This is a genomic window from Streptomyces sp. RKAG293 (genome assembly GCF_023701745.1).
Classification (GTDB): Bacteria; Actinomycetota; Actinomycetes; order Streptomycetales; family Streptomycetaceae; genus Actinacidiphila.
Map to the genome: position 1 here is coordinate 5,808,325 of NZ_JAJOZB010000001.1, position 26,784 is coordinate 5,835,108.

The window sequence follows — 26,784 nt, forward strand, 5'->3', positions numbered from 1 at the left end:
CTCCAGGTCTGGCGGTGTGCGCGTCTTCGCGCCGTACGCAGGAAACACTAGCCGGGCTCTGAGGCGTGGAATCCGAAGATGATGAACGCCGGTAGCGAACAGCGACGGGGAATAACCGGCGGTGCCCGTCCGCCGGGGACGTCAGCGGTGGCCGGCGGCCGTCAGTGGTGGCCGTCCGTGCCGTGCAGCGGGAAGCCGGCGATACCGCGCCAGGCCAGCGACGTCAGCAGGTTGACGGCGGTGTCGCGGGGGATCTGGCTGTTGCTGGAGAGCCAGTAGCGGGCCACGACCTGGGAGACGCCGCCGAGGCCGACGGCCAGCAGCATCGACTGTTCGCGGGGCAGCCCGGTGTCCTCCGCGATGACCTCGCAGATCGCCTCGGCGCATTCCAGCGAGACCTTGTCGACGCGCTCGCGGACCGCGGGCTCGTTCGTCAGGTCCGACTCGAAGACCAGCCGGAAGGCGCCGCCCTCGTCCTCCACGTACGCGAAATAGGCGTCCATGGTCGCCTCGACGCGCAGTTTGTTGTCGGAGGTGGAGGCCAGTGCGGTACGCACCGCTTGCAGCAGTGACTCGCAGTGCTGGTCGAGCAGCGCCAGATACAGCTCCAGCTTGCCCGGGAAGTGCTGGTAGAGCACCGGCTTGCTGACGCCGGCCCGCTCGGCGATGTCGTCCATCGCGGCGGCGTGGTAGCCCTGGGCGACGAACACTTCCTGGGCCGCGCCCAGGAGTTGTTCGCGGCGGGCCCGGCGGGGCAGGCGGGTGCCGCGCGGGCGTGCCTGAGTGTGCTCGATGGCTGTCACGCCGCCTCCCAATCTGTTGAAGGAACACTGCGGGTGCCATCGTACTTTTCGGTAACGGGGCTGTGCGCGGTGCGAGAGCACATTCTCACTACCTGGAACCTTTCAGCGATAGTCCTCCTCGTCCAGGTTGACGACACGACGTTGTTCCGCGACGTCCACGGGATCGGCGGACGCGACGGGCGAATCGGAGTCCTCCCCGGCCGGGGCGTCGTGCCGCTGCACGACATCGGTGTGCTGCTCGGCGGCATCGGCTTCGGGGGTTTCGATGTCCATCTCGATGGCCGGATCGTCGGCGGCGGCCTCGAATTCATCCTCGGAAATCTGGATTTCGTCGGACACGGTGACTCCCTTCCTCACTGTCGAGCGTAGGAGCGCGGGGTCCCGAGCGCAGCCTGTGAGGGCGAACACACAAGCGCATGCGTGATCGTCTCGTAACATTGCCCCATGTCCTCGACGGAGTCTCCTCAAGCTGCGATCGCTCCCGCAGCCGTCCCCCCGCAGGGGCCGCGGCTCGGACCAGGGGAAACGCAGCGAAATGTGAGTCTGCCCGGCCTTTCTCTGGTGGTCCGCGAGCGGACCTCGGAGCGCGACGGACTCGAACCGGCCGTTCTTGTGCACGGACTGGGCGGTTCGTCGCAGAACTGGACACAACTGATGGACCGGCTGGCCGACCGGCTCGACAGCCAGGCACCGGATCTGCCCGGCTTCGGCTTCTCGCCGCCGCCGGACGACGGTGACTACTCGATCGCCGGACACGCCCGGGCGGTGGTCCGGCTGATCGAGTCGGGTGACCGGGGTCCGGTCCACCTGTTCGGGAACTCGATGGGCGGCGCGGTGGCGACGAAGGTCGCGGCGGCCCGTCCCGACCTGGTCAGGACGCTGACACTGGTGTCGCCCGCGCTGCCGGAACTTCCGCCGCAGCGCAGCGCGTGGCCGACGGCGCTCGTCTCGATGCCGGGGATTCCGGCGCTCTATCTTCGGGCGACCAGGGACTGGCCGGCCGAGCGGCGCACCCAGGAACTGCTCACACTGTGTTACGGCGACGCCTCGTCGGTCGGTGACCGGGCGCGGGCGGAGGCGGTCGAGGAGTACGAACGGCGCATCGCGCTCCCGTACTTCTGGGATGCGATGGTCCGTTCGACACGGGGCATCGTCAACGCGTACACCTTGGGTGGACAACACTCTCTGTGGCGGCAGGCGGAGCGGGTGCTCGCCCCGACGCTGCTGGTCTACGGGGGGCGCGACAAGCTGGTCTCCTTCCGGATGGCACGGAAGGCGTCCCGGGCGTTCCGGGACTCCCGGCTGGTGACGCTGCCCGACAGCGGGCACGTCGCGATGATGGAGCACCCTGACGTGGTGGCACGGGCCGTCCGGGACCTGCTCGATCAGACGGACGGTCACGTGGTGAACGATGAGACGGACGCACGCGTAATGAACGACAAGACGAGCGACGCGGCGAGCAGGAGCTGATTCAGGGCGTGGGGAAGCACAGCGCGGGCGGCGGCCGGCAGAGCCGCGACAACGACATATCGAGCACCCTCGGCGGCGGCCGGTCAGGCCAGGGCCGCAGACGCCGGGGTGACGTCGGCGTTCCCGTCTCCGTCCCGTCCCAGACGCCGGCGCCGGGCGCCCGCTACGACGGCGGTTACGTCGTCGGTGACCACCCGGACTCCCGCCCGCACCCCGAGCACCGTGAGCACGCCGCCTGGGGCGCCCAGGACGGCTGGGCGGCGGAGAGCGGCCGCGGCCGGAGCACCGGCTACCGGCCGGACGCGCTCCCCGACCCGTACGACACCGGTCAGTGGCAGACGTTCGACGAGCCCGTCCTGCCCGTCCCGGATCCCTACGACACCGGTCAGTGGCAGACGTTCCAGCGGCCCGTCCACCCCGTCCAGGACCCGTACGACACCGACGAGTGGCAGACGTTCGACGAGCCGGTGCTCCCGCCGCAGTCCTTCGAGGCCCCGCCCGGCCGCCGGATACCCCGGCAGCGTGCCGGGCAGGAGACGGTCCCCGAGCCAGAGCCCGTCCCGGACTCGGACCTGCCGGAGGCCACGGCCGCCGACGCCGGCCGGAAGGGCGGCGGCAAGGGCCGTGCGTTCACCGGGATCGCCGCCGCAGCGGTGGTGACGGTGCTCGCCGTGGTCGTCGCCGGGCAGGTCGGCAGTGGTGGCGCGGCGCACAGCGAGGCCGGGGCCTCCGACGGGGCGACCCGCGACGGCAGCGACGCGGCCTCACGGTCGAAGGACCGTCCGACGCCCGGCGTCGCACCGTCCAACGCACCCGCCGTGGCCGTCGCCAGTTACGACCAGCTGATGGCGAAGCAGTACCCGCTCGACGCCAAGCTGGCCCTCAGCGGTCAGTTCCAGACGATGCCGGGACACGACCCGGCGCCCGGCAGGGGGAAGGTGCTGCGCTTCCGGGTGGACGTGGAGAAGGGCCTGCCGCTCGACTCCGCGCTCTTCACCCGGACGGTCTTCACCACCCTGAACGACGACCGGAGTTGGGGCCACGGCGGGATCAAGACGTTCGAGCGGGTGTCATCCGGCCCCGTCGACATCGTCGTCACGCTCGCCAGCCCCGGCACCACCGCCAAGTGGTGTGCGAAATCCGACCTGGACATCACTGTTGACAATGTGTCATGTGACGCCGCGTCGACCGAGCGCACCATGATCAATGCGTTCCGCTGGGCGCAGGGTGCCGAGACGTTCGGCCCCGACCGGATGCACGAGTACCGGCAGATGCTCATCAACCACGAGGTCGGCCACCGGCTCGGGCACGGCCATGTCGGCTGCCCGAAGGCGGGCGAGCTCGCGCCGGTCATGATGCAGCAGACGAAGTTCCTGTCGCTCGACGGCGGCCCCACCTGCAAGCCCAACGCCTGGCCGTTCCCGAAGGCCTGACCAGCGGTTTCGACCGCCTGGCCGCGCATGATCCCGCCGACCGGATTTTGACATCGGCGGGATCGTCGTTCACTCTTCTCCCATGTCGCACCGCCACGCCGCCGAGGACGCCAGCATCAAGCTGGTGCTCATCGGCGTGGCCGAAATCTGCGTAGCCGACATTCTCTGTCGGTGACCCACGGTTCGGTCGCGTAGAGGCTTTCCGCCTCCGCCCCGAGCTGTCCATCCGTGGGCAGACGCACCCCCCTGAGTTCGAGCCATTTCTCCGTCGAGGGGAATCGGCTGCTGCTGCCCGCGGGTATTCGTTGAATCCTGCCGTCATACCTCGCAGCCGCGAAAGGCCGATCTCTCATGCGTCAACTGTCCCTCATATCCCGCCGCGTGGCAGCGGTAGCCGTTGGTCTGGCCCTCGCCGGAGGGGCCGCCGCCTGCGGCCCGAAGGACAGCGGCGGCGCCAAGGCCTCCACCGACGCCAAGCCCGCCAAGGGCGGCACCCTCTACGTGCTGAACAACCAGGCCCAGGAGGACTTCGACCCGGCCCGCCTGTACACCTCGGGCGGCGGAAACGTTCCCTCGCTGGTCTACCGCACACTGACCACCCGCACCCGGGCCAACGGCGCCGAGGGCTCGAAGGTCGCCGCGGACCTGGCCACCACCACCGGTGAGCCGAGCAAGGACGCCACCGTCTGGACGTACCACCTCAAGGACGGCCTGAAGTACGAGGACGGCTCGCCCATCACGACCGCCGACATCAAGTACGGCATCGAGCGCTCCTTCGCGGCCGAGCTGTCCGGCGGCGCGCCCTACCTGCGCGACTGGCTGATCGGCGGTGCCGCGTACCAGGGTCCGTACAAGGACAAGAACGGGCTGGCCTCGGTGGAGACGCCGGACGCCAAGACGATCGTGTTCCACCTGAACAAGCCCGAGGGCGAGTTCCCGTTCCTGGCCACGCAGACCTCGTTCGCCCCGGTGCCCAAGGCGAAGGACACCGGCACCAAGTACGCGGAGCACCCGGTCTCCTCGGGCCCGTACAAGGTGATCAAGAACGAGAACAACGGTGAGCACCTGGTCCTGGAGCGCAACCCCAACTGGTCGGAGGCCACCGACGACCAGCGCAAGGCGTACCCGGACAGCATCGACGTCCAGTCGGGACTCGACCAGGCCGTGATCAACCAGCGGCTGTCCACCGGCACCGGCAAGGACGCGGCGGCCGTCACCACCGACACCAACCTCGGCCCGGCCGAGCTGGCCAAGGTCAACGGTGACAAGGCGCTCGCGAGCCGGGTCGGCACCGGCCACTTCGGCTACACCGACTACATCGCCTTCAACCCGAAGGTGAAGCCGTTCGACAACCCGAAGGTGCGCCAGGCCATCGCGTACGCGGTCAACCGCACCACCGTGGTCAACGCGGTCGGCGGCTCCTCGCTCGCCGACCAGGCCACCACCTACCTGCCCGAGCAGGCGTCCTTCGGCTACACGCCGTACGACCCGTTCCCGGCCGGCAAGACCGGCGACCCGGTCAAGGCCAAGCAGGTGCTGGCGGAGGCCGGCTACCCGAACGGGATCACCGTCTCGCTCACCCATGACGTCACCAAGGCCGACGAGCAGGGCCCCGAGGTCGCCACGGCCGTCCAGGACGCGCTGAAGGCGGCGGGCATCACCGTCAAGCTCGACGGCCAGGAGCACAAGGCGTTCGGTGACAAGATCCACAACGTCTCCACCGAGCCGGGCTTCTTCCTCACCGGCTGGGGCGCGGACTGGCCGTCCGGCGGTCCGTTCCTCGGCCCGATCTTCGACGGCCGGCAGATCGTCAAGGACGGCTCCAACTTCAACAACGCGCAGCTCGACGACCCGGCGGTCAACAAGGAGATCGACGAGATCAACAAGCTGACCGACCTCAAAGCCGCGGCGGCCCGCTGGGGCGCGCTGGACCAGAAGATCGGCGAGCAGGCCGTCACCGTGCCGCTCTTCCACCCGGTCTACAAGCGGCTGTTCGGCAAGGACATCAAGAACGTCGTGATCAGCGACTGGACCGGCGTCCTGGACATCTCGCAGGTCTCGGTCAAGTGACCACCCAGGACCTGACGGCCGTCGAGGCGGGGGCGGTCGGCAATCCCGCCGCCCCCGCCCCGGGGGCCCGGCAGGTCTGGCGACGGCTGCGCGCCCAGCGCGCGGCCGTCGCCGGCACCGCCGTCATCGCACTCCTCGTCCTGGTGGCGCTCACCGCACCCCTGCTGAGCGCCATCGAGGGCCAGAACACCACGGCCTACCACCCCGAGCTGATCGACTCCGCCTCCGGCGGCGTACCGCTCGGCTCCTTCGGCGGGATCAGCGGCGACCACTGGCTCGGCGTCGAACCCGGCACCGGCCGCGACATGTTCTCCCGGCTCGTGCACGGCGCCCAGATCTCGCTGGCCGTCGCCCTCGGCGCGACCCTCGTGCAGATCCTCGTCGGCGTCGGCACCGGCCTGGCCGCAGGGCTCGGCAACCGCTTCGTGGACAACCTGCTCAGCCGCGTCACCGACGTCATGATCACCATGCCCGCGCTGGTCTTCGCCATCGCGCTGATGGCCGTGGTCCCCGACGGCTTCCCGCGCCCGCTGCTGCTGGCGCTCATCATCGGCTTCGTCGCGTGGGGCAGCATCTCCAAGCTCGTCAGGGCGCAGGTGCTCAGCCTCAAGTCACTGGACTACGTGGCCGCCTCCCGGCTCGCCGGCTCCGGTACCTGGCGGATCGCCCGCCGGGAACTGCTGCCGTCGCTCGTCGCGCCGGTCATCACCTACGCCGCCCTGCTCATCCCGGCGAACATGGTCATCGAGTCCGGGCTCTCGTTCCTCGGCATCGGCGTGAAGCCGCCCACCCCGTCCTGGGGTCAGATGCTCTCCAGCGCCAACACCTGGTACGAGGCCGATCCCGCGTACGTGCTGCTGCCCGCCGCGATGCTGTTCATCAGCGTGCTCGCCTTCACCGTGCTCGCCGACGGCATCAGGACCGCGCTCGACCCGCGCGCCGCCAGCAGGCTCCGCGTCGGCACCGGCCGCAAGCGCGAGGAGGCCGCGTCATGATCCGCTTCCTGCTGCGCCGCACGGTGTCCGCCGCGGTGGTCCTGCTGGTGCTGGCCGTCGTGCTGTACGCGACCTTCTACCTGGCGCCCGGCGACCCCGCGCAACTGTCCTGCGGGCCCAAGTGCTCACCCGCCCAACTCGTGCAGATCCGCGAGCAGATGGGCCTGAACGACTCGGTGTACGTACAGTTCTGGCACTTCCTGCAGGGCATCGCCACCGGCCGCGACTACAGCACCGGCACCGGCACGGTGCACTGCTCCGCACCCTGCTTCGGCCAGTCGTACCGCACCGGCGAACTCGTCACCGACATCCTCGTCGCCAAGCTGCCCGCCACCGCCTCCCTCGCGCTCGGCGCGATGGTCCTGTGGCTGATCCTCGGCGTCGGCACCGGGGTGCTGTCCGCGCTGCGCCGCGGCCGGCCCACCGAACGGCTGCTCACCGGGCTCACCCTCGCGGGCACCGCCACCCCGGTGTTCATCATCGGCATCCTGCTGCTGATGCTCTTCTGCTCCGTGCTGCAGTGGCTGCCCTACCCCTCCTACGTGCCGTTCACCGACGACCCGCAGCAGTGGGCCTGGAACCTGCTGCTGCCCTGGCTGGCGCTCGCGCTCGTCGAGTCCGCCAAGTACGCCCGGCTGACCCGCAGTTCCATGCTGGAGACGCTCGCGGAGGACCACATCAGGACCTTCCGCGCCTACGGCGTCAGCGAGCGCGCGATCATCGGGCGGCACGCGCTGCGCGCCGCCCTCACCCCGGTGATCGCGCTGTCGGCGCTCGACCTGGGCACGATGTTCGGCGGCGCGCTGCTCACCGAGTCGCTGTTCAACGTGCCGGGGCTGGGCCAGAAGCTCGTGCAGTCCGTCGAGCTCAAGGACCTGCCGGTCGTGGTGGGCATCGTGCTCGTCATGGGCTTCGCCGTCGTCCTCGCCAACGCCGCCGCGGATGTGCTCTACGCGCTGGCCGACCGAAGGGTGGTGCTGGCATGAGCGCGGCCACTGATTCCGCTGTGGGTCCCGCCGCCACGGCCGGCCTCGCCGAGCCGCTGGTGGAGGTCAGAGACCTCGTCATCGACTTCCCCACCGCGTCCGGCACCGTACGGGCCGTCGACGGCCTCAGCTTCCGGCTCGAAGCGGGCGGCGCCCTCGGCATCGTCGGCGAGTCGGGCTCCGGCAAGAGCGCCACCGCGTACGCCCTGCTGGATCTGCACCGGGGGACCGGCGCGCGGACCGGCGGCACCGTACGGGTCGCCGGGACGGACGTCCTCGGCGCCGACGACACCGAACTGCGGCGGCTGCGCGGCGGCCGGGCGGCGATGGTCTTCCAGGACCCGCTCTCCTCGCTCGACCCGTACTACGCGATCGGCGACCAGATCGCCGAGGTCTACCGCGTCCATGTGAAGGCCACCCGGCGGGCCGCCCGCGAGCGGGCCGTCCAGGTGCTGGACCGGGTCGGCATCCCGGACGCGGCCCGGCGCTCGCGCGCCCGGCCGCACGAGTTCAGCGGCGGCATGCGGCAGCGCGCGCTCATCGCCATGGCGCTGGCCTGCGAACCGCGACTGCTGATCGCCGACGAACCGACCACCGCACTCGACGTCACCGTCCAGGCCCAGATCCTCGACCTGCTGCACGAACTGCGCGCCGAGACCGGCATGGGGCTGCTGCTCGTCACCCACGACCTGGGGGTGGTGGCCGGCAGCGTCGACGACGTACTCGTCATGCGGAACGGCGCCGCCGTCGAACGCGGAGCGGTGAGCGCCGTACTGGACGACCCGCGCGAGCCCTACACCCGGGCGCTGCTCGCGGCGGTGCCGCAGGTGGACGCGGCGCGGCCGGCCGTCCTCGTGAAACAGCGGACGGGCGACGAGCCGACGGCGGTCGTGGCGCCGGGGCCGGAAGCGCCGCTGCTCGAAGCGGTCGGTCTGCGCCGGGATTTCGGCAAGCGCCAGGACACCGTGACCGCCGTGGACGGCGTGTCGCTGACCGTCCGGCGGGGCGAGACGCTCGGGATCGTCGGCGAGAGCGGCAGCGGGAAGACCACCCTCGGCCGGATGCTGGTGCGGCTGCTCGACCCCACGGCCGGTGAACTCCGGTACGACGGCCGGGACATCGGCAAGCTCGGCGACAAGGCGCTGCGACCGCTGCGCCGCGAGCTGCAGATGGTCTTCCAGGACCCGGTCTCGTCGCTGAACCCGCGGCGCAGCATCGGCGAGTCGATCGCCGACCCGCTGCGGGCCGCGGGCGAGCTCACGGACAAGGCGGTCGTCGAGCGGGTACGGGAGCTGCTGGAGCGGGTCGGGCTGGAACCGGACTGGTACCACCGGTACCCGCACGAGTTCAGCGGCGGCCAGCGGCAGCGGGTCGGGATCGCGCGGGCGCTGGCGCCGTCCCCGAAGCTGATCGTCTGCGACGAGCCGGTCTCGGCACTCGACGTGACGACCCAGGCCCAGGTCGTCGCGCTGCTCGGCGAGCTGCAGCGTGACCTGGGGCTCTCGCTGGTCTTCATCGCGCACGACCTGGCGGTGGTGCGGCAGGTCAGCGACCGGGTCGCGGTCATGCGGGCCGGGAAGATCGTTGAGGAGGGGCCGGCGGACGCGGTGTACGACTCGCCCCAGCACGCCTACACCAAGGGCCTGCTGGCGGCCGTGCCGGTGCTCGACCCGGTCGAGTCCGCGGCGCGGCGCGCGAGCCGGAAGGGACTCGCCGGAGTCTGAGCCGGAGTCTGAGCCGGAGTCCGGGCCGGAGTCCGGGCCGGGGTCCGATCCGGGGGATGGGAAACGCGTCCTGCCGGAGCGCGGCACAGTCGCGGACCGGGTGAGTGGAGTGTGTTGTTCCGCGCACCCTAAGCGACGACAACGCGTTGTGGTGCGAGAAGTTACGACCGTTCACCCCTTCTGGTGGCGCGGCGGACAACCGTCCGTCGCGCCACTGTCGTACCGGCATACCGTCATCGCGCCGGGCAGACGTATCCGCCCTCCCGGCCACGCATCCGGCGGACCGGCGAAGGAAGGGGGGCGTACACATGCGCATCGCGTTGCTCACCGAGGGTGGCTATCCGTATGCACGAGGTGAAGGTGGCGCCTGGTGCGACCGGCTCGTGCGCGGGCTTCCGGGCCATGAATTCGAGGTGTACGCGCTCAGCAGGTCCGAGCGGACGGAGACCGGGGGACGGGTCGAACTGCCGTCGCAGGTACGGCGGGTGCGCAGCGAGCGCCTGTGGGGCGCCCCGCCGGAGGACGACGGCACCCGCGGCCGGGCGGCCCGCCGGGCGCGCCGCCACCGGTTCCTGCACCACTACCGGGAACTCGCCGCCGCGCTGGCGGGCGGCGACGAGGGATCCGCCGCGGGCTGCGTCGATGACGTCATCGGCCTGGCCGGCGCGGGAGCCGACGGCTACGGAGGCGCCCGGGCGGACCGTTTCGCCTCCGGTCTGTACGGGCTCGCCGAACTCTCCCGCGAGGAGGGCGGCCTGTCAGGGCTGCTCCGCTCGGAACACGCCCTGCGCGCCCTGGAGGACGCCTGCCGCGCCCCCGGCGTGCGACCCCTGCTGGCCACGGTCGGCGTGGCGGACCTGCTCACCGCCGCCGAACTCCTGGAACGCGCCCTGAGACCGCTGTCCGCGCCCTGGTACGAACCGGACGAGCTCGGCGCCGCCGATCTGTGCCACGCCGTCTCCGGCGGTCCCGCGACCCTTCCCGGGCTGCTGGCCAAACGGTTCTTCGGAACGCCGCTCCTGGTCACCGAGTACGGCGTCCGACTGCGCGAGGCACTCCTCGCGCACCGCGCCTCCGGCCTCTCCGCCGAAGTCCGCGCGCTCCTCACCGCGTTCCACCGGCTGCTCGCCGGTGAGTCCTACCGCGAGGCAGCCCTGATCACCCCGGGCAGCACCCACGCCCGCCGCTGGCAGGAACGCTGCGGCGCCGACCGCTCCCGGCTGCGGACCGTCTACCCGGGCATGGAGGCCGCCCGCTTCGCCCGCGCCGGCGAGGCCGCGGAAGCGGCCGGCGCGGACGCCCCGGCCGGGCACACCGACCCCACGCTCACCTGGGTCGGCCGCCCGGACCCGGCCAAGGACCTCATCGCGCTCCTGCACGCCTTCGACGCGATACGCAAGGCGGAACCGGGCGCACGGCTCCGGATCCTGTATGTCCGCGGCGGCGTCGACTCCTACCTGGCGGGCTGCCGCACGCTGGCCGCCCAGCTCTTCCCCGACGAGGCCCAGGACGCGGTGACGGTCGGCGAGAGCCCCGTCACCTTCGAGGAGATCGGCTCGCCCGGCGCACCCCAACTCGCCGACGCCTACGCCTCCGGCGATGTCGTCGTCCTGTCCAGCATCGTCGAGGGCTTCCCGCTGAGCCTCGTCGAGGCGATGTTCTGCGGACGCGCGACGGTCTCCACCGACGTGGGCGCCGTCCGCGAGGTCATCGGCGGCACGGGGCTCGTCGTACCGCCCCGCAACCCCAAGGCGCTCGCCGACGCCTGCCTCGCGCTGCTACGCGAGCCCGAGCGCGCCGCCCGGCTCGGCGCGGCGGCGCGCGAGCGGGCGCTCGAACTCTTCACCGTCGAGCGGTGCGTGGGCGCGTTCCGCGAGATCTACCTGGAGCTCGTCGCGCACTGTCCCGTACGGCGCGAGCCGCAGCTCGACACCGACGGCGTGCCGCGCCCCTTCTCCGAGCCGGCCGAGGCCCACGTCCCCGGCCGCCTCACACCCGTGCTGCCCGCCCCGACCTGGGCCCGCCGCCCACAGCCCGCGGGCTTCCCGTTCCCGGGAGGTGACCTCGTATGACCGCCACCCATGGCTCCGCGCAGGCCGCCCTCCTCGCCCGCATCCTCTCCGACGTCCCCACCGACCCGCCGCCGCCCAACGAGACCTTCCCCGGCGCCGATCTCCTCCCCCCGGCCTTCCGCCGGGCGGCCTCCGGCCCGGTCGATGATTCCGCGACGGTCGCGGAAGAGGTTCTGAGCGACGGCGTCGAGCGCTCGGCCGGGGGCCGGGCCGACGACCCGGCTCCGGAGCCCGAGCCGGCTCCGGACGACGCCATCGCGACGGCCGAAGCCACGGCCGAGGGCCTGAGCGGCTGCGTAGACCCCTCCGACGAGCCAGCTCCCACCGCCACCCCGGACCGCCTGAACGCGGACGCCACGATCGCCTGGCCGGAAGCTGAAGCCGAAGCCGAAGCCGAAGCCGTCTCCGAAGCCGCCTCCAGGGCGCTTCCGCCCGCGGAGGCGCCCACCCCCGGACTCGACGCCGCGGGCGAGATCCGCGCGCGGGTCGTGGCAGCCCTGGGCTACGGCCCGGGAACGGACGGCGGCACACTGGCGCCGGAGTTGCCCGTCGATGGCGGGGGTTCGTACCGCCTGGCGGAGGCGGCTGTGGGCGACGGGGTGTTGCTCTCGGGGTCGCGGCCGGGGCCGGTTCTGCCGGTCGGTGACGGTGGGGATCCCGCCTCGGCGGTGGGTGCGAGCGGCCGGGATACCGGTGCGGCGCCTGCGCCGGAGTCGTCCGTCGACGCCGAAGGTTCGTGCCGCCCGGATGGTGACGTGCCGGATGGTTCTGCCGAACCCGCCGGGAGGGCCTCGGCCTCGCCGCCTCGGCGGCGGGGGCCCGCTGATCCTGTGCGTGGGGTGATGCACCGGCACGAGGAGCTGTGTGCGGGGGCGGTGGACGTGCTGGAGATCGCCGCCGGGCTGGAGGCGCACGGGGTCACCGACCGGGTGGCGGGTCGGTTCCGGCACCGGGATGTGTTCTCGCTGGCGGACGAGTTGTACGCCCGCGTGCCGCACGGCGTCGCCGGTGAGCGGGTCGCGGTGCGGGTCGGACCGGTACGGGTCGGGCTGCTGCACGTGGTGCCCGGCGCGGGATGCGCGTCGGCGGCCGCGTTCGTGGTGCGGTCGCCCGCCGTCGGCGCCGTGATCGCCCTGCTCGTCGCGCTGGCCACCTGGGCGGCGCTGCGACGTGGTCCGCTGCGTGCCGCGGGCCCCGGCGGGGCGCTGTGGGGCGGGTGGCTGCTGGCGTTCGCGCTGTGCGGCGGTCCGCTGCTGTCGAGCCTGCTCGGCGGGCCGTTCGACCCGCCCGCCGGCGGCCCGTTCGTGGCGCTGGCCCTCACCCTGGCGCCCGCCGCGTGGTGCGCGCACCGGTTCGCGCTGCGGGCGCGGGCCGAGCTCACGCCGAGCCGCGGGCTCGGGGAGTTCGCCGCCCGGGTGCGCCCGCTGCTCGCCGGCACCCTCGTGCTGTACCTCGCGGTGCTGCTCGCGCTCCTGTGGGCCGCCGCCGCGCTGGCCGGTCCTGCCGGTGTCGCCGGGGCGGCGGCGCTCGGGATGCTGCTGTTCACCGCCCGGCTGCTCGCGGTGCACGGCTTCACACGGGCGGCCGCGTGGGGAACCGGGGCGGCGGCCGCCGCCGAGGGGGCCGCGCTCGGCGCCGCCGTACTGCACCACGTGCCGGGCCTGGCGGCCGTCTCGGCCCCCGTCGAGTGGCTCGGCCCGGCCGCGATACCCGTCCTGGCCTGCGGCTGCGCCGCCACCGTCCTCGTAGTGCACGCCTTCCGCGCCCTCACCCGGGCCTCGGCGCACGGCACCGGTGCCCGCACGGGCACCCCCGCCGCCGCCCACCCCCGTACGACAGACCTCCGCAACACCAACCAGGAGAAACGTTGATCACGCACCGAACGACCTCGCTCCGCCCACCGCGCGGGACAGCGCACCGGCAAGGACACCGGGTGGGGGTGTCGGCCGATGAGAGTGCTGCTGCTCGGAGCCGATGGATTCCTCGGTCGGCACGTGGCCGAACGGCTGCTCGCCGACCCCGCCGTACAGCTGACCGCGCTGGGGCGCAGCGACGACGCCGATGTGCGGTTCGACCTGGCGAGCGGGGCGCCGGGAGCGCTGGCGCGGTTCCTGGACGCCGTGCACCCGGGCGTCGTCGTCAACTGCGCGGGCGCGACCCGCGGCGGGGCCCGGGACCTGACCCGGCACAACACGGTGGCGGTGGCGACCGTGTGCGAGGCGATGCGGCGCAGCAGTACCGGCGCGCGCCTGGTGCAGGTGGGATGCGCCGCCGAATACGGTCCCTCGCCGGTCGGGGCGTCCACCGCCGAGGACGCGGTGCCGCGGCCGGGCGGCCCGTACGGGGTGAGCAAGCTCGCCGCGTCCGAGCTGGTGCTGGGCTCGGGTCTCGACGCGGTGGTGCTGCGGGTGTTCAGCCCGGTCGGACCCGGCACGCCGACGAGTTCACCGCTGGGGCGGGTGGCCGAGGCGCTGCGCCGGGCGATGCAGAGCGGGGACGGCGAGCTGAAGCTCGGCGGCCTCGCCGTGCAGCGCGACTTCATCGACGTCCGGGACGTCTCGCGGGCGGTGCACGCGGCGTCGCTGTCGGCCGCGCAGGGCCTGGTGAACATCGGGTCCGGCCGGGCCGTGCGGATGCGGGACATGGCGGCCGGGCTCGCGCACGTCGCGGGCTACGACGGCACCCTGCACGAGCTGGACGAGCCGCAGGTCGCGCCCGGCCCGCCCCCGTACCCCGACGGCTGCGGCATCTGGCAGCAGGCGGACGTGCGGACGGCCCGCGACCGGCTGGGCTGGCGGCCCCGCATCGGCCTCGAGGAATCGCTGGCCGACGTCTGGATGGAGGCGGCATGTCGCGTCTGACGCCACCGCACTTCTGGGGTGCGGGGCTGCGCGACCGCTTCGGCGGGGCCGGTCAGGGAGCGGGCGGCCAGGCCCGTTCCGACCGGCTCGGCTTCGGCGTCCCGGTGAACGCGCACCCGCTGGTCGCACCGGCCGAGTGGGGTGAACTCGCCCGCCCGGGAACCCCGTTGCACTGGGTGGTGCTGAACGTGGCGCGCGGTCCCGGCACCCTGCCCGACCCGCTGTACACGGAGGCGGTGGCGCGGCTCCGGGAGAGCGGGGTGCCGGTCCTCGGCCATCTGGACGCCGGGCTCGGCGCGCGGCCGTTCGGTGAGCTCGTCTCCGACGCCTCCCACTACCTGGACTGGTACCGGGTGGACGGCTTCTACCTGGACCGCGCGCCGACGGAGCGCGCCGCGCTGAACGAGTGCCGCCGGGTGACGACGACGCTGCGGGCGCTGCTGGCGGGGGACGGCGGGGACGCCGCCGGAGAGAGTGATGGGGACGGCGGTGACGGGCATCTCGTGCTGGGGCACGGCACGCATCCTTATCCGGGGTACGCCGAGATCGCCGACCAGCTGGTGACGTTCTCCGGCCCGTGGACCCAGTACCGCTGGTCCGAGGCCCCGCAGTGGACGGCCGCGTACCCGCCGGAGCGCTTCGCGCACCTCGTCCACGGGGTGCCGCGGTCGCATCTGGTCACGGCGATGCGGATCGCCCGCTGGCAGGGCGCGGCCACCGTCTGCTTCACGGACCGCACGGACCGGAACGGCACCGACCCGTGGGAGGGGATGGCCGGCTACTGGGACGAATCGGTGCGAACGTTGCGAAAGCAGCCGCCGCCCAGTATCTGAGCCTTCTCGGTCTCGCTCCTCGGACCGGGTGTCTCGGAATGAAGACCGGCGTGGCAGTGTTACGGAGAGAACCACCCGTACACCCGTATGCCTACCGATCCGGAGTCCCCGTGTCGCTGCCACCCCTGGTCGAGCCGGCTGCCGAGCTCACCGTCGACGAGGTCCGCAGGTACTCGCGCCATCTGATCATCCCCGATGTGGGGATGGACGGACAGAAGCGGCTGAAGAACGCCAAGGTGCTGTGTGTCGGCGCCGGCGGCCTCGGCTCGCCGGCCCTGATGTACCTGGCCGCCGCCGGTGTCGGCACGCTCGGCATCGTGGAGTTCGACGAGGTCGACGAGTCGAACCTGCAGCGCCAGATCATCCACAGCCAGGCGGACATCGGCCGTTCCAAGGCCCAGTCCGCGCGCGATTCCGTCCTCGGCATCAACCCGTACGTGAACGTCGTTCTCCACGAGGAACGCCTCGAGGCCGAGAACGTCATGGAGATCTTCTCCCAGTACGACCTGATCGTCGACGGCACGGACAACTTCGCGACCCGCTACCTGGTCAACGACGCGTGCGTGCTGCTGGACAAGCCCTACGTCTGGGGCTCGATCTACCGCTTCGACGGGCAGGCGTCCGTCTTCTGGAGCGAGCACGGTCCGTGCTACCGCTGCCTCTACCCGGAGCCCCCGCCCCCCGGCATGGTCCCCTCCTGCGCCGAGGGCGGCGTGCTGGGCGTGCTCTGCGCGTCCATCGGGTCGATCCAGGTCACCGAGGCGATCAAGCTGCTCGCCGGCATCGGCGACCCGCTGGTCGGCCGACTGATGATCTACGACGCCCTGGAGATGACCTACCGCCAGGTCAAGGTCCGCAAGGACCCGGAGTGCGCGGTCTGCGGTGAGAACCCGACCGTCACCGAGCTGATCGACTACGAGGCCTTCTGCGGCGTCGTCTCCGAGGAGGCCCAGGAGGCCGCCGCGGGTTCGACGATCACGCCGAAGCAGCTCAAGGAGTGGATCGACGACGGCGAGAACATCGAGATCATCGATGTCCGCGAGCCGAACGAGTACGAGATCGTCTCCATCCCGGGCGCCAAGCTCATCCCCAAGGGCGAGTTCCTGATGGGCACCGCCCTGCAGAACCTGCCCCAGGACAAGCGCATCGTCCTGCACTGCAAGACGGGTGTCCGCTCCGCGGAGGTCCTCGCCGTCCTGAAGTCCGCGGGCTTCTCGGACGCGGTGCACGTCGGTGGCGGCGTCATCGGCTGGGTGCACACGGTCGAGCCGCACAAGCCGGTCTACTAGCGGTATCGCCGGTCGCGCAAAACGTGAGGGCCCGCACACCGACAACGGTGTGCGGGACCTCACGTGCGTGATCAGGAGCAGGTCGTGCCCTTCGCGGGGACCGTCCCGTCCAGCAGATAGGCGTTGACGGTCTTCGTCATGCAGGCGTTGCCGCTGTTGTACGCGCCGTGGCCCTCGCCCTTGTACGTGATCTCGATCCCGACGTCCGCACCGAGCCCGGCCGCCATCTTCCCGGCGCCCTCGTACGGCGTTGCCGGGTCACCGGTGTTGCCGATGACGAGCATCGGCGCCGCGCCCGGGGCGCCGACGTCCGGCGTCTGCCAGTTGCCCGGCACCGGCCAGCCGGTGCACGCGGGGAGGCTCCAGGCCAGGAACTCGCCGAAGACGGGCGAGGCCTGACGGAACGCCGGCAGCTTCTCCCGCACCTGCTCCTGGGTGTAACGCTGCTTGGCGTCGGCGCAGTTGACCGCCGTGTTGGCCGGCATCAGGTTGTTGTACCGGCCGTTCTGGTCCCGGCCGGCGAACGAGTCGGCGAAGGCGAGCAGCAGATTGCCGCTGCCCGTCGCCTTGGCCTCCTTGAGCGCCATGGTCAGGTACTTCCAGTCGTCCTTCGAGTACAGGGTGGCGGCGATCCCGTTCGTCGCGATGGTCTGGGTGACCTCGCGGCCGTCGTCGGTCGGCAGCGGCTTCCCGTCGAGCTTCGCCAGGAACGCGGAGATCCACTGGTCGCCGGCCTGCCGGCTGTGGCCGGCCGGGCAGTTGGCGGTGTTCTTCGCGCAGTCCGTCAGGTAGTTGTCCAGCGCGAGCTGGAAGCCCTTCGCCTGGCCGATGCCGGCCTGCTCCGGGTCGAGCGTCGGGTCGACCACCCCGTCGAGGACCGCGCGGCCCACCTTGCCCGGGAACAGATGGGCGTAGACGCCGCCGAGCTCAGTGCCGTACGAGATGCCGAAGTAGTGCAACTGGTCGTCACCCAGCACCTGGCGCATCAGATCCATGTCGCGGGCGGCACTGATCGTGTCCACGTGTGGCAGCACGTCGCCCGAGTTCTGCACGCACGCCGCCACCAGCTTCCGCAGATCGGCCTGCTGCGCCCGCACCTCGTCGGGTGTGTCCGGGGTTCCGTCGATCGACCGCGAGGCGTCCGTGGCCCGGTCGTCCAGGCACTTCACGCCCTGGCTCTCACCGACGCCGCGCGGATCGAAGCTCACCAGGTCGTAGCGCGACCGCAGCTTCTCGTAGTCCTTCCCGAACGACGGCAGCGCGCCCACGCCCGACCCGCCGGGTCCGCCGAAGTTGAACACCAGCGATCCGATCCGGCCGCTGCCGGTGGCCTTGGCGCGGATCATCGCGAGACCGATGGTCGGACCGTCCGGCTTCGCGTAGTCCAGCGGCGCCTTGAGCGTCGAGCACTGCCACTCGCTCCCCGGCGCCTTGCCGTCCGCCCCCTGCGCCACACTCGGCGCCGGACACCGCCGCCAGCTCAGCTTCTGCCCGGTCAGCGAGCCGGGCAGCGCGCCCGGCGCGCCGGCCGGCGGCGTGCTGCCCGCCACGGAGGCCCTCGCCGCGGGCTTGTCGTCCGCGGCCTTCGAATCCCCGCCCCCACACCCCGCCGCCCCCAGCACAATGACCAACGCGACACCCACCACCGCGTCCCGCCGCACCCGTACGTTGCTCATGGATCTCCCACCCGTCGTTCCCAATGCGCGGATGATCCCATACGGGCGGATAGGTCTGCTTGGGGTTACGGCTCGAGGGCCGGCGGCGGCGGTGCGGGAACGGGTCAGCGGACGACGGTCTGGATCTCCTTGACGGTGACGGGAGTCGGGGTCCCGAAGACCCCGTCCGGGAGCGGGTGGACGGCCGGACCGTCGGAGCCGCGCCAGGTGACCTTCCAGGTCACGGTCACGGTGAGCTGGTACGACGAGCCGTTCGGGGTCGACCGGAGGTAGGTCACGCCGCACGGCGGACTGCCCGTGGAGCCCTTGGCGTAGGGCGTGCCGACATGGCCGTCCTTGCCGATCGGGCAGTCACCCCCGGCGGGGAAGACGTTGGCGTCCTCCGTTCCGGGTTCGATGTGCACGCTGACCGGCGTGGCCGTGGTCTCGGCCCAGATGGTGCCGCCCGCGACGGAGGCCCTGACGGTGACGGGCGCGTACTCGTCCCCGCTCAGCCAGACCCAGGTGGGGAGGTTGACGGTCTGGTTGGTCTGCGGGCTCAGGGAGACGTCGGTGCCCGGGACGCGCATCCGCTGATAGGCGAGCTCCGACAGCAACAGAGGAGAGATGGCGTTCTTGATCGGTGGCGTCTTGCCGTTCTCGACCCAGAACGGGACCTCGGAGCATGAGCCGCGGGCCAGGACATCCGTCGATGCCGGATTCTCCACCCCCGCCCAGAACATGCCCTTTCCGTCCTCGGCGACGTTGAAGTCCTTGTAGCCGGGGTGGCCGGGCCACGAGTAGCCGTCCGTGTAGTGGTCGCGCAGCTGGCCCATCGCGGTGCCGGCCGTACCGTGCCAGTCGCCGGAGTTCTCGGTCCAGCCCTTCTGGAAGAACTCTTTGTACTCCTTCGCGCCGTACATCGGCGCGTACCAGCAGGGCGGCGGGCTCCAGCTCACGTCCGTGGACTTGAGGGGCCCGCGGCCCGGCCCGTCGTGGCCGTTGGCGGGGGTGAAGGACACCTTGGCGTAGAGCTCGCCGTGCTTCTGGCCGCCGCCGTCGGCGGGGGGAGGCTGGGTGGTGTTGTCGTCCGGTCCGCCCGCGAATGCGGGACCGCCCGAGAGCAACACCGCGACCGCGGACATGGCCAGACCGCGTCGCGCGAGCCGAGCCGCTATCACTGCTTGCATTGCGTCGCTTTCCCCTTCACGTCGATGGACTTGGCCTGCCACAGTTCCGGGCTCGTCGGCAGCTTCGTCATGATGATGGAGTAGTACGAGAAGTCCTTGTCGCTCGGCTGCGTGTAGAGGACCTTGCCGGTCTTCACCTCGCGGCCGTACATCTTGGTCTGGTCGTTGCAGAACGCCACCTCGGCGGTCTGCCCGTCGGCGGCCACCCTGATCTGCGGACGGTAGTAGCGATCGGTCCCGGTGAGCGTCCAGCCGTGCGTCAGGTGGTTCTGGACGTGGAACTTCCCGTACGCCAGGGCGGCATCCCGCGAGTAGGTCGTGAGCCCCGGGTCGTTGGCGTTCCGCTTGACGACGCCGTGCGCGATGCTCTGCACGAAATGGGCGGCATCGGCCAGCGCGACGGCCTTGGCGTGATCGGACGGCGCCGCCCACGCGAACTCCAGCTTCAGATCCGCGGGCAACGTGAGGTCCGGCCCGGTCGCCGTCGGTGTCGCGGACGCCGACGGAGTCGCCGACGCCGTGGCCGTCGTCGTCACGACGCCCGGGATCCCGTCGGACTTGCCGTCGGAGCCGCCCCCGCCGCAGGCGGTGAGGAGGAGGGCGGACGCGGTCGCGAGGGCGGCGGCGGTGAGCGCGGTGGGGGCTCGCATAGAGGTGAAGGGCTCCCGGTCGGTGGGTGGGCACCGGCGGGTCAGCGTTGAGTACGTCCCCGTGGTCCCCGTACGTAGGACGTACGACGTTACCCAAGCCACGCAGGGGGATCGAGGGGGAGGGTGTGCTGAATGCGTCACGTTCATGTCACTGCCGGCGAGCGGGACGCGGGGGCCCGGCCGGACGGGCCCCCGTGACGGTCACCAGTAGCGGTTCTCGATCATCGCCTCCAGGGAGGTGCGGTGCATGATCAGGTCGTCCGGGTCGGTGGGGAGGGGGCGTTCGCCGAAGTGGATTTGGCGGTAGCCGATGCGGAGCATGACGTTGGCGTGCCGGAGGGCCGCGTACAGAGTGTGGAAGTCCAGGTCGCGGGGGGTGTGGCCGGTGGCGTCGCGGTAGCGGGCGGTGATGGCGTCGCGGGTCATGAAGCCGGGGAGGCCCGGGTAGCCGGTCTGCTCCGTGAGGTCCTGGAAGAAGCGGTGGAGGTAGATCATCCAGCCGAGGTCGAGCTCACGGGGGCCGAGGGCGGCCATCTCCCAGTCGAGGACGGCGACGGGGTCGAAGCCCGCGTAGAGGATGTTGCCGATGCGGGCGTCGCCCCAGCTCAGGACGGTGGGGCCGGGGTCGTCCGGCCACAGGGCGTCGAGCCGGTCGAAGGCGCGCTCGATGAGCGGGGAGCGGGGGCGGCCGTCGACGACCCAGTGGTAGTACTCGCGTTGGGCCGTCACATGGTCGCGCAGCGCGTCGCCGGAGGGCCCGGCCAGGAACGCGACCGATGCGACCGGGACGGTGTGCAGCTCGGCCAGTACATCGACGGTGGACTGCTGGAGGTGCTCACGGTCGGCGGGTTCGGCGTCGTAGAGCCAGTTGTCGCCGTAGGTGTACGGCATGACGTCGGGCGGTACGCGGCCCTCGACGCGTTCCATGACGAAGAACGGTGCGCCGAGCGGCGCCGGGTCGGTCTCCAGCCACAGCAGGGCCGGGACCGGGGTCTTGCTGTGCTGGGCGACGGCCTGGATCGTGCGGTACTGGCGCTCCATGTCGTACACGGGGAACGCCGCGTAGGCGTCGGGGTCGGCGGCCAGCCGCAGGACGCACGGGCGCAGCTGCTGGCGGGCGGTGCCGGCCCGGTGCGGCACGGCGAGGTCGAACAGCACGGTTTCGCTGGACATGCCGTTGGAGGACGGGACGTGGAAGGTGCGGGTGTGCGCGCCGGGTTCGCGGGCGTGCAGCCAGGCGTCGAGCCGCTGCCGGAGGAGCTGGGGATCGCGGGTGCTGGTGGTCATGTGCGGTGCGGGGGGTGGGGTCGGGCTCGACACGGGTCCTCCTTGCGGGCCTTGCCGGACAGGGCTTCGGCTACTCCCCGTTCCTTGCCGGAATCGGCGGGAAGTACGCGGGACTGCTCCAAGGGCTACAAGTTCTGGGCTGACGGGCTGACGGGCTGACGGGCTGACGGGCTGACGGGCTGACGGGGTTACGCCGTTACGCCGATACGCCGTACGCCGTTGTGGCCCTACGGCGCTACCGAGTCGAAGCCCGTGAACCCGCTCGGGTTGTGCCGCCCGAAGCTGCCGTGCTCGAAGATTCCGTAGCCGGTGGCGCCGTCCCAGGTGAAGCGGGCCGCGTGGTCGATGACGCCGTACGCCGCGAGGCCCAGGCCCGCCGGGTCCGCCAGGTCGTACGTGCGGCGGTCCAGCCAGCCGCGGCCCTTCCACTCGCCGTGCTGCCAGTCGCCGGCCGGCGGGTATCCGGCGCCGACCGCCAGCGGGCTGCCGCCGAGCAGCTCGGCGTGGATCTCGATCGGCTTGCGGTCGGCTCCGGTGAGGTGGATGACGGCCGATTCGGGGTGCCGGCTGCCGGAGCGGTACGTGATGTCGACGTGGGCGCGCCCGAGTTGCTCGTCGGGGCGGCCGGCGTCCGCGGGGTGTACGAGGACGGCGCTGTCGAGGGCGCGGTAGCCGTCGGCGTCCTCCTGGAGGATCACCATGACGAAACGGTCCTCGAAGCGGATCGGGATCCACAGCCAGTGGAAGCCCTCGGCGCGGAACTCCTCGGCGGCCCGGCCGGGCGCCTCGCCGGGGATGGGGCGGACACCCCAGCTGCGGTCGCGGGTGGCGGTGAAGCGGCCGCGTTCCACGGTGATCTCCTGGCCGCCGGCGCGGATCACTCCGTGGCAGCTGCCGGCCTGGCAGAACCGGTTGGCTTCGAGGAAGAGCCGGTCGCCGGTGTACTGGATGTGGTGCGGCTCCTCGACGGCCGGGAAGTCCGCCTCCCAGACCAGGTCGAAGGAGAGGCTCGAGGCCTCGTCGGCGTCCGGGTCCGGTTCTTCCGGTTCGCAGACCAGCCGCAGCCGTTTGAGCGGTTCCTGTACCTCGATCCGCAACGGTCCGACCTGCTGACGCATCCGGTCCTCGCCGAGCGCGTCCGAGGCTCTGACGGCGACGATCCGGTCGCCCTGGAGCAGCGTCGCGTAGGCGTCGGTGACGCCGAGGTTCGGGTAGACGCCGAGGCCGGTGATGAGCAGCGCCCGGCCCTCGTGGTCGAAGACCTGGAAGATCGACCGGTCGTAGGCGTTGCGGTCACCGCTGGCGACATGGCGCATGGAGCGGGCGATCTGGTGGACGGGGTACTCGTCCAGCGGAACGGGGCGTTGTGGCACGGCCGTCTCCTCCTCGGGCTCCTCGGTGTCGAGAATTCCCTGACGGTACGTCAGTTATGGAGGCCGGGCCTAGATCCGTGCACGTATCACTCGGATTTCGGGCTGTACGCGGCGGCGAGCGCCCCGAACGACTCCTTCGGCTCCCACGCCATGTCCGGACAGGCCGTTCCGCGGCCCGACGGCAGCATCCTGAGGGGGCCACTGGGGTCAGGCCGCGACGGTCTCCACTGCGACGCTCTCCGCTCCGACGGTGTCCGCCGCGACGGCCTTCGTCTCCGACGCGGCGCCTTCGTCCGCCGCCTTCGCCTCGTCCGCGATCATCCGCTCGATCGGGTTGGTGGCGATGCCGCCGACCACCGCGGCCAGGAGGATGGACGCGATCAGCAGGACGGTCGACAGCCAGACCATGGTGGAGACCGGAAGGATGAAGGCCAGCACGATCCGTGCGACGCACTCGGTCAGCATGGAGACGCCCCAGATCGTGCTGAACAGCAGCTCCGCGCGCCGGAAGCGGGGGCTTCCGGCCGACAGCCGGTCCCAGGCGAGGATGTTGGCGGCCTTGCCCTTCGTCATGAACGGCTTCAGCCCGGCGGACATCAGCGGCTTCCCGGTGGCGGCCGCGATCAGTACGGCGATCCCCACCACGCTGCTGAGCGCCGAGTCCTTGACGATCATCAGACGCGCGTCGCCGGTGACGAAGCTGAGGACGATTCCCACGAGGTTGACCACCAGCATGATGCCGGCGGGCCCGTTGAACGACCGGTCCCGGGCCGCCGCGACGATGGTGCGGACGGCGGGGACGATGCTGCTCAGCATGAGGGACGCGACCAGGCCGACGCCGAAGCCGTTGTGCAGCAGGTAGTACGAACCGAGCGGCACGGCGATGTCGAGGACGAGCGGCTTCAGCATCGTGACCAGCGGGTTGGACTCCTGCACGGCGGCCTCGACAACCTGGCTCTGCGTCTGCGTCTGCTGCCGCATCTGCTGGACCTGCGCCGCCTGCTGTCCCTGCGTCATGTCCGGCCTCCTCCGTGAGAACTCCTTGTAGGAAGAGCTTCGCGCGGAGGGTGGTGCGCTCGACAGAGATGGATCTCCAGGCTTCGGCAGTACAAATGTCCCGGCCGGCGGAGCAGTTGCGGAGCGGCGCGCGCCGCTCCGCTCAGAGATCGCCCCTGCGGCTGAGGTAGTTGAAGGAGAGCCAGCCCGGCAGGACGGGGAGCCAGAAGGTGAGGAGCCGGAAGAGCAGCACCGCCGGAGTGGCGATCGTGCCCGGGATCCCGGCCGCGATCAGACCACCGGTGAGGGCGAACTCGACCGCGCCGACACCGCCGGGGGTGGGCGCGGCGGAACCGATCGCGTTGCCGGCGAGGAAGACGACCGCGATCGTCGAGTAGCTGAGGCCGCCGCCGAAGGCACGTACGCAGGCGTCGAGACAGATCACGAAGGTGAAGGTGACCATCAGGGTGCCGCCGATGCCCGTCAGCAGCTTCACCGGACGCTGCAGCACGTCGAGCATGCGCGGGATGACACCCGCGAACAGTGCCCGTACCCGGGTGGAGACGAACTTGCGCAGAGTCGGGATCGCCGTTCCGACCAGCACGAGGACACCCGCGGTGAGGAGCCCGGCCATGACCGTACGGGACGGTGACAGCGACGGTGTCTTCTCGGTGCCGGTGATGTAGCCGAAGGTCAGCAGCAGCAGGATGTGCGAGCCGAGACCGACCAATTGGGATGCGCCGACGCTCGCCACCGCGAGGCCCGGCCGTACGCCCGACTTCTGCAGATAGCGGGTGTTGAGGGCGACGCCGCCGACCGCCGCCGGGGCGACGAGCTTCACGAACGATCCGGCGATCTGTGCCATGACCGTCCTGAACAGCGACAGCCGCTCCGGGACGAAGCCGGCCAGCGCGCAGGCCGCCGCCACATAGCTGAGCGCGGAGCCGACCACGGCGACGGCCGCCCAGCCGTAGTTCGCGCGGGAGATCGTGTCGGCGATCGGCACCGAGCTGATCTGCGACAGCAGGAAGTACGCGGCGAAGGCGCCCGCGATGACCGTGACGAGGGTGCGCGGCTTGATCCGCTCCAGGCGGACCGGCTCCACCGGGGCCTGCGGCCGGATGAGCAGCACCTGCTGACGGATCCTGGAGAGCAGATCCTCCTCGCGGGCCTCGTCCTGGGCCACCTCGATGGCGCGCTTCTCGGCCCGCTTCTCGGCCTTGGCCGAGCCGCGCGAGGGGGCGGCAGCGGCCGCCGCGGCCCGCGCCTCCTTGTCGGCCGCGGACGCGGCGAGCACGGCGTCCCGCTCGCGCTGCGCCCGCGCACGGTTCAGCTGCTTGAGCTCCGCGCGGGTGGAGCGGCTCAGCGCGATCGGCTGGAGCAGCGGCAGGGAGTTCGCGACCGCGTCCGGGCCGAGGACGGCGACGGCCGTCTTGACCGCCGGTTCCGGGCCGACGCGCAGTGCGACGGTGGTCAGCAGCTGGGCGATGTCCATCCGCAGCACGATGTCGCCGGCCGCGATCTCGCCGCCGCGCAGATCCGTCAGAAAGACCTTGCCGGAACGATCCACCAGGAGGGATTCGCCGACCAGCCGCCGATGCGCGATCCGCCGCGACTGGAGCGCCTTGACCTGCTGCCAGGCGTTGTACAGCAGCGCGTCGGTGAGCTCCTCGTCCGGCAGTGCGTCCAGCCGGCGGCCGCCGATGTGCTCGTAGACGAGCATGACGGCGTCCGGGCCCAGCTCGGAGGTGGCGATCAGCTTCGGCGCGTTGGCCCCGGCGGCGATGGCCGCGTACGCCAGCAGCGCCTCCTGCTCCAGGGCCTGGCGCAGCGACTGCAGGCTGCGGCGCTGGTTGATGCCGCGCAGCGAGATCCGGCGCCACACCCGGTAGAAGAAGCCGTGCGCCTGCTGCTCGCGGTCCACGACGGTGACGTCGAGCGGCGGTCCGTCCTCCAGGGTGACGAGATAGCCGCGGCCGCGCTCGGAGTCCGGGGTCTCGGGGACCTCGCCGTCCGCGCGGCGGGTGGTCAGCGGGGCGAAGCCGACGCGGCGCAGGCCGGCGAGCAGGTTCTGGCCGGTCGGCCGGACGTTCGGCGAGCCGACCGAGTACAGGGTGCCGTAGGCGACGGTCCAGCCGATGAGCACCGTCACGATGATCGAGAACGGCGTCGTATAGCCGCCGACCAGCACCGCGAACGCGTCCAGCAGCAGCACGAACCACAGCAGCACCCGCCAGCGCGGGCGCCGGGCCATGCCGACGGCCGTCATATAGGCGATGACCGGTGCCAGATAGCCGTGCACGGGGTCGGTGATCCCGCCGCCGCCCGGCGCGATCTGGGTCATCGCGGCCCGGATCGGGCCCGGGGCGGCGTTGGTCACCCACAGGTCGGTGGCCAGCGCCACACCGTGGGCGAGGACGGCGGCGAGCACGCCGTCGGCGATCCGCAGCCCGTCCCGTTTGATCAGCCGCTCGATCGCGAAGGCGACCGGGACGATCAGTACGGCGATGCTCGCCGTGAGGCCGGCGAAGGTGCTCAGCGCGTCGGGCGCGTTGCGCGCGCCCTTGGCGATGTCCGCCTCGACGCCGTTGGTGGTGGCATGGGCGAAACCGGCGATGGCCATGACGACGGCGATGCCGAGCAGACCGAGCAGGAACCGCATGAGGTCGGCGGGACGGTGCACGCGGGCGGCGAGCAGCGGCTCGTCGCTGGAGACGTCGTCGCTGTGGACGACGTCGGGCTCTTCGGCGGGCCGGGCGGGCTCGGTGTGTTCGGCGGACTCGACCGGTGCAGCGGGTTCGGTCGTTTCGGCCGGCTCGGCCGCAGCTGCTGCTTCGGTCGCCTGGTCCTGGTCCTGGTCCTTGTCCGCAGGGGTTTCGTTCGTGGGGGTTTCGTTCGTGGGGGTCGAGGCCTCCGGGCCGGTGCTGCCGCCGGCGCCGTTCCCGGCATCGCTGCCGGCTCCGGGCGTCCCGCTGTCGGACGACGGCACGTCAACGGCGCGGCCGGCCGAAGTGGCCGCCGCGTCCTGGTCCTGCTGTCCCGCTGTCTCGTTTTGCTCTCGTATCACCAGTCACCCCGCGCACGATGGTGGCATGAG

General features: G+C 71.7%; 21 protein-coding genes. 12 read left to right on the top strand and 9 right to left on the bottom strand.

Annotated features, from left to right (window positions below):
* Nucleotides 1-161: 161 nt before the first annotated feature.
* Both LNW72_RS26075 and LNW72_RS26080 read right to left on the bottom strand, forming a co-directional pair.
* Entirely contained in the window at nt 162-803 is a 642-nt protein-coding gene (locus LNW72_RS26075; protein ID WP_138350982.1) for a TetR/AcrR family transcriptional regulator, read from the bottom strand.
* A gap of 102 nt (nt 804-905) precedes the next feature.
* Nucleotides 906-1,142: a hypothetical protein gene (locus LNW72_RS26080; protein ID WP_250980495.1), complete on the bottom strand. Its 237-nt coding sequence runs from the start codon at nt 1,140-1,142 to the stop codon at nt 906-908.
* A gap of 105 nt (nt 1,143-1,247) precedes the next feature.
* Here LNW72_RS26080 and LNW72_RS26085 point away from each other — a divergent pair, with 105 nt between their 5' ends.
* The 12 genes from LNW72_RS26085 to moeZ all read left to right on the top strand — a co-directional run bounded on the left by LNW72_RS26085 (nt 1,248) and on the right by moeZ (nt 16,536).
* Nucleotides 1,248-2,273 (top strand): alpha/beta fold hydrolase, encoded by a 1,026-nt coding sequence (locus LNW72_RS26085; RefSeq protein WP_250977590.1) that lies wholly within the window; start codon nt 1,248-1,250, stop codon nt 2,271-2,273.
* An 8-nt stretch (nt 2,274-2,281) separates the two neighbouring features.
* Entirely contained in the window at nt 2,282-3,706 is a 1,425-nt protein-coding gene (locus tag LNW72_RS26090; protein WP_250977591.1) for a DUF3152 domain-containing protein, read from the top strand.
* 82 nt (nt 3,707-3,788) lie between these two features.
* Nucleotides 3,789-3,881 carry an Ms4533A family Cys-rich leader peptide gene (locus LNW72_RS42135; RefSeq protein WP_374117326.1) on the top strand — a complete coding sequence of 31 codons (93 nt, stop codon included), beginning with the start codon at nt 3,789-3,791 and terminating at the stop codon, nt 3,879-3,881.
* Nucleotides 3,882-4,057: 176 nt separating this feature from the next.
* Entirely contained in the window at nt 4,058-5,776 is a 1,719-nt protein-coding gene (locus LNW72_RS26095; protein WP_250977592.1) for an ABC transporter substrate-binding protein, read from the top strand.
* On the top strand, nt 5,773-6,771 hold the full coding sequence (locus LNW72_RS26100; protein WP_374117327.1) for an ABC transporter permease: 999 nt from the start codon (nt 5,773-5,775) through the stop codon (nt 6,769-6,771). The genes LNW72_RS26095 and LNW72_RS26100 overlap by 4 nt, the downstream gene beginning before the upstream one ends.
* On the top strand, nt 6,768-7,757 hold the full coding sequence (locus tag LNW72_RS26105; protein ID WP_250977593.1) for an ABC transporter permease: 990 nt from the start codon (nt 6,768-6,770) through the stop codon (nt 7,755-7,757). The genes LNW72_RS26100 and LNW72_RS26105 overlap by 4 nt, the downstream gene beginning before the upstream one ends.
* A complete protein-coding gene (locus LNW72_RS26110; RefSeq protein ID WP_250977594.1) occupies nt 7,754-9,481 on the top strand; it encodes an ABC transporter ATP-binding protein in 1,728 nt (575 codons plus the stop codon). Before LNW72_RS26105 ends, LNW72_RS26110 begins: the two co-directional genes overlap by 4 nt.
* A 308-nt stretch (nt 9,482-9,789) precedes the next feature.
* Nucleotides 9,790-11,553, top strand: coding sequence for a DUF3492 domain-containing protein (locus LNW72_RS26115; protein ID WP_250977595.1), 1,764 nt, complete (start codon nt 9,790-9,792; stop codon nt 11,551-11,553).
* The gene (locus LNW72_RS26120) at nt 11,550-13,424 is read left to right on the top strand and encodes a hypothetical protein (protein WP_250977596.1); all 1,875 of its coding nucleotides are present in this window, start codon (nt 11,550-11,552) and stop codon (nt 13,422-13,424) included. The genes LNW72_RS26115 and LNW72_RS26120 overlap by 4 nt, the downstream gene beginning before the upstream one ends.
* Before the next feature lie 78 nt (nt 13,425-13,502).
* Nucleotides 13,503-14,414: an NAD(P)-dependent oxidoreductase gene (locus tag LNW72_RS26125; protein WP_138350974.1), complete on the top strand. Its 912-nt coding sequence runs from the start codon at nt 13,503-13,505 to the stop codon at nt 14,412-14,414.
* The gene (locus LNW72_RS26130; RefSeq protein ID WP_250977597.1) at nt 14,402-15,247 is read left to right on the top strand and encodes a spherulation-specific family 4 protein; all 846 of its coding nucleotides are present in this window, start codon (nt 14,402-14,404) and stop codon (nt 15,245-15,247) included. The genes LNW72_RS26125 and LNW72_RS26130 overlap by 13 nt, the downstream gene beginning before the upstream one ends.
* Nucleotides 15,248-15,357: 110 nt before the next feature.
* A complete protein-coding gene (gene moeZ, locus LNW72_RS26135) occupies nt 15,358-16,536 on the top strand; it encodes an adenylyltransferase/sulfurtransferase MoeZ (RefSeq protein WP_138350972.1) in 1,179 nt (392 codons plus the stop codon).
* Nucleotides 16,537-16,607: 71 nt separating this feature from the next.
* Here moeZ and LNW72_RS26140 read toward each other — a convergent pair whose 3' ends face one another.
* The 7 genes from LNW72_RS26140 to LNW72_RS26170 form a co-directional block, all read right to left on the bottom strand.
* Nucleotides 16,608-18,212 carry an alpha/beta hydrolase gene (locus tag LNW72_RS26140; protein ID WP_250977598.1) on the bottom strand — a complete coding sequence of 535 codons (1,605 nt, stop codon included), beginning with the start codon at nt 18,210-18,212 and terminating at the stop codon, nt 16,608-16,610.
* Nucleotides 18,213-18,316: 104 nt separating this feature from the next.
* Nucleotides 18,317-19,336 carry a hypothetical protein gene (locus tag LNW72_RS26145; RefSeq protein ID WP_250977599.1) on the bottom strand — a complete coding sequence of 340 codons (1,020 nt, stop codon included), beginning with the start codon at nt 19,334-19,336 and terminating at the stop codon, nt 18,317-18,319.
* A 32-nt stretch (nt 19,337-19,368) separates the two neighbouring features.
* Nucleotides 19,369-20,031: a hypothetical protein gene (locus tag LNW72_RS26150; RefSeq protein ID WP_250977600.1), complete on the bottom strand. Its 663-nt coding sequence runs from the start codon at nt 20,029-20,031 to the stop codon at nt 19,369-19,371.
* 201 nt (nt 20,032-20,232) lie between these two features.
* Nucleotides 20,233-21,318, bottom strand: coding sequence for a phosphotransferase family protein (locus LNW72_RS26155; protein ID WP_250980316.1), 1,086 nt, complete (start codon nt 21,316-21,318; stop codon nt 20,233-20,235).
* A 227-nt stretch (nt 21,319-21,545) separates the two neighbouring features.
* Entirely contained in the window at nt 21,546-22,691 is a 1,146-nt protein-coding gene (locus LNW72_RS26160; protein ID WP_250977601.1) for a hypothetical protein, read from the bottom strand.
* A 207-nt stretch (nt 22,692-22,898) separates the two neighbouring features.
* Complete coding sequence (locus LNW72_RS26165) at nt 22,899-23,708, bottom strand: VC0807 family protein (RefSeq protein ID WP_250977602.1); 810 nt, start codon at nt 23,706-23,708, stop codon at nt 22,899-22,901.
* A gap of 142 nt (nt 23,709-23,850) precedes the next feature.
* Nucleotides 23,851-26,754 (bottom strand): lysylphosphatidylglycerol synthase transmembrane domain-containing protein, encoded by a 2,904-nt coding sequence (locus tag LNW72_RS26170; RefSeq protein WP_250977603.1) that lies wholly within the window; start codon nt 26,752-26,754, stop codon nt 23,851-23,853.
* Nucleotides 26,755-26,784: the final 30 nt, after the last annotated feature.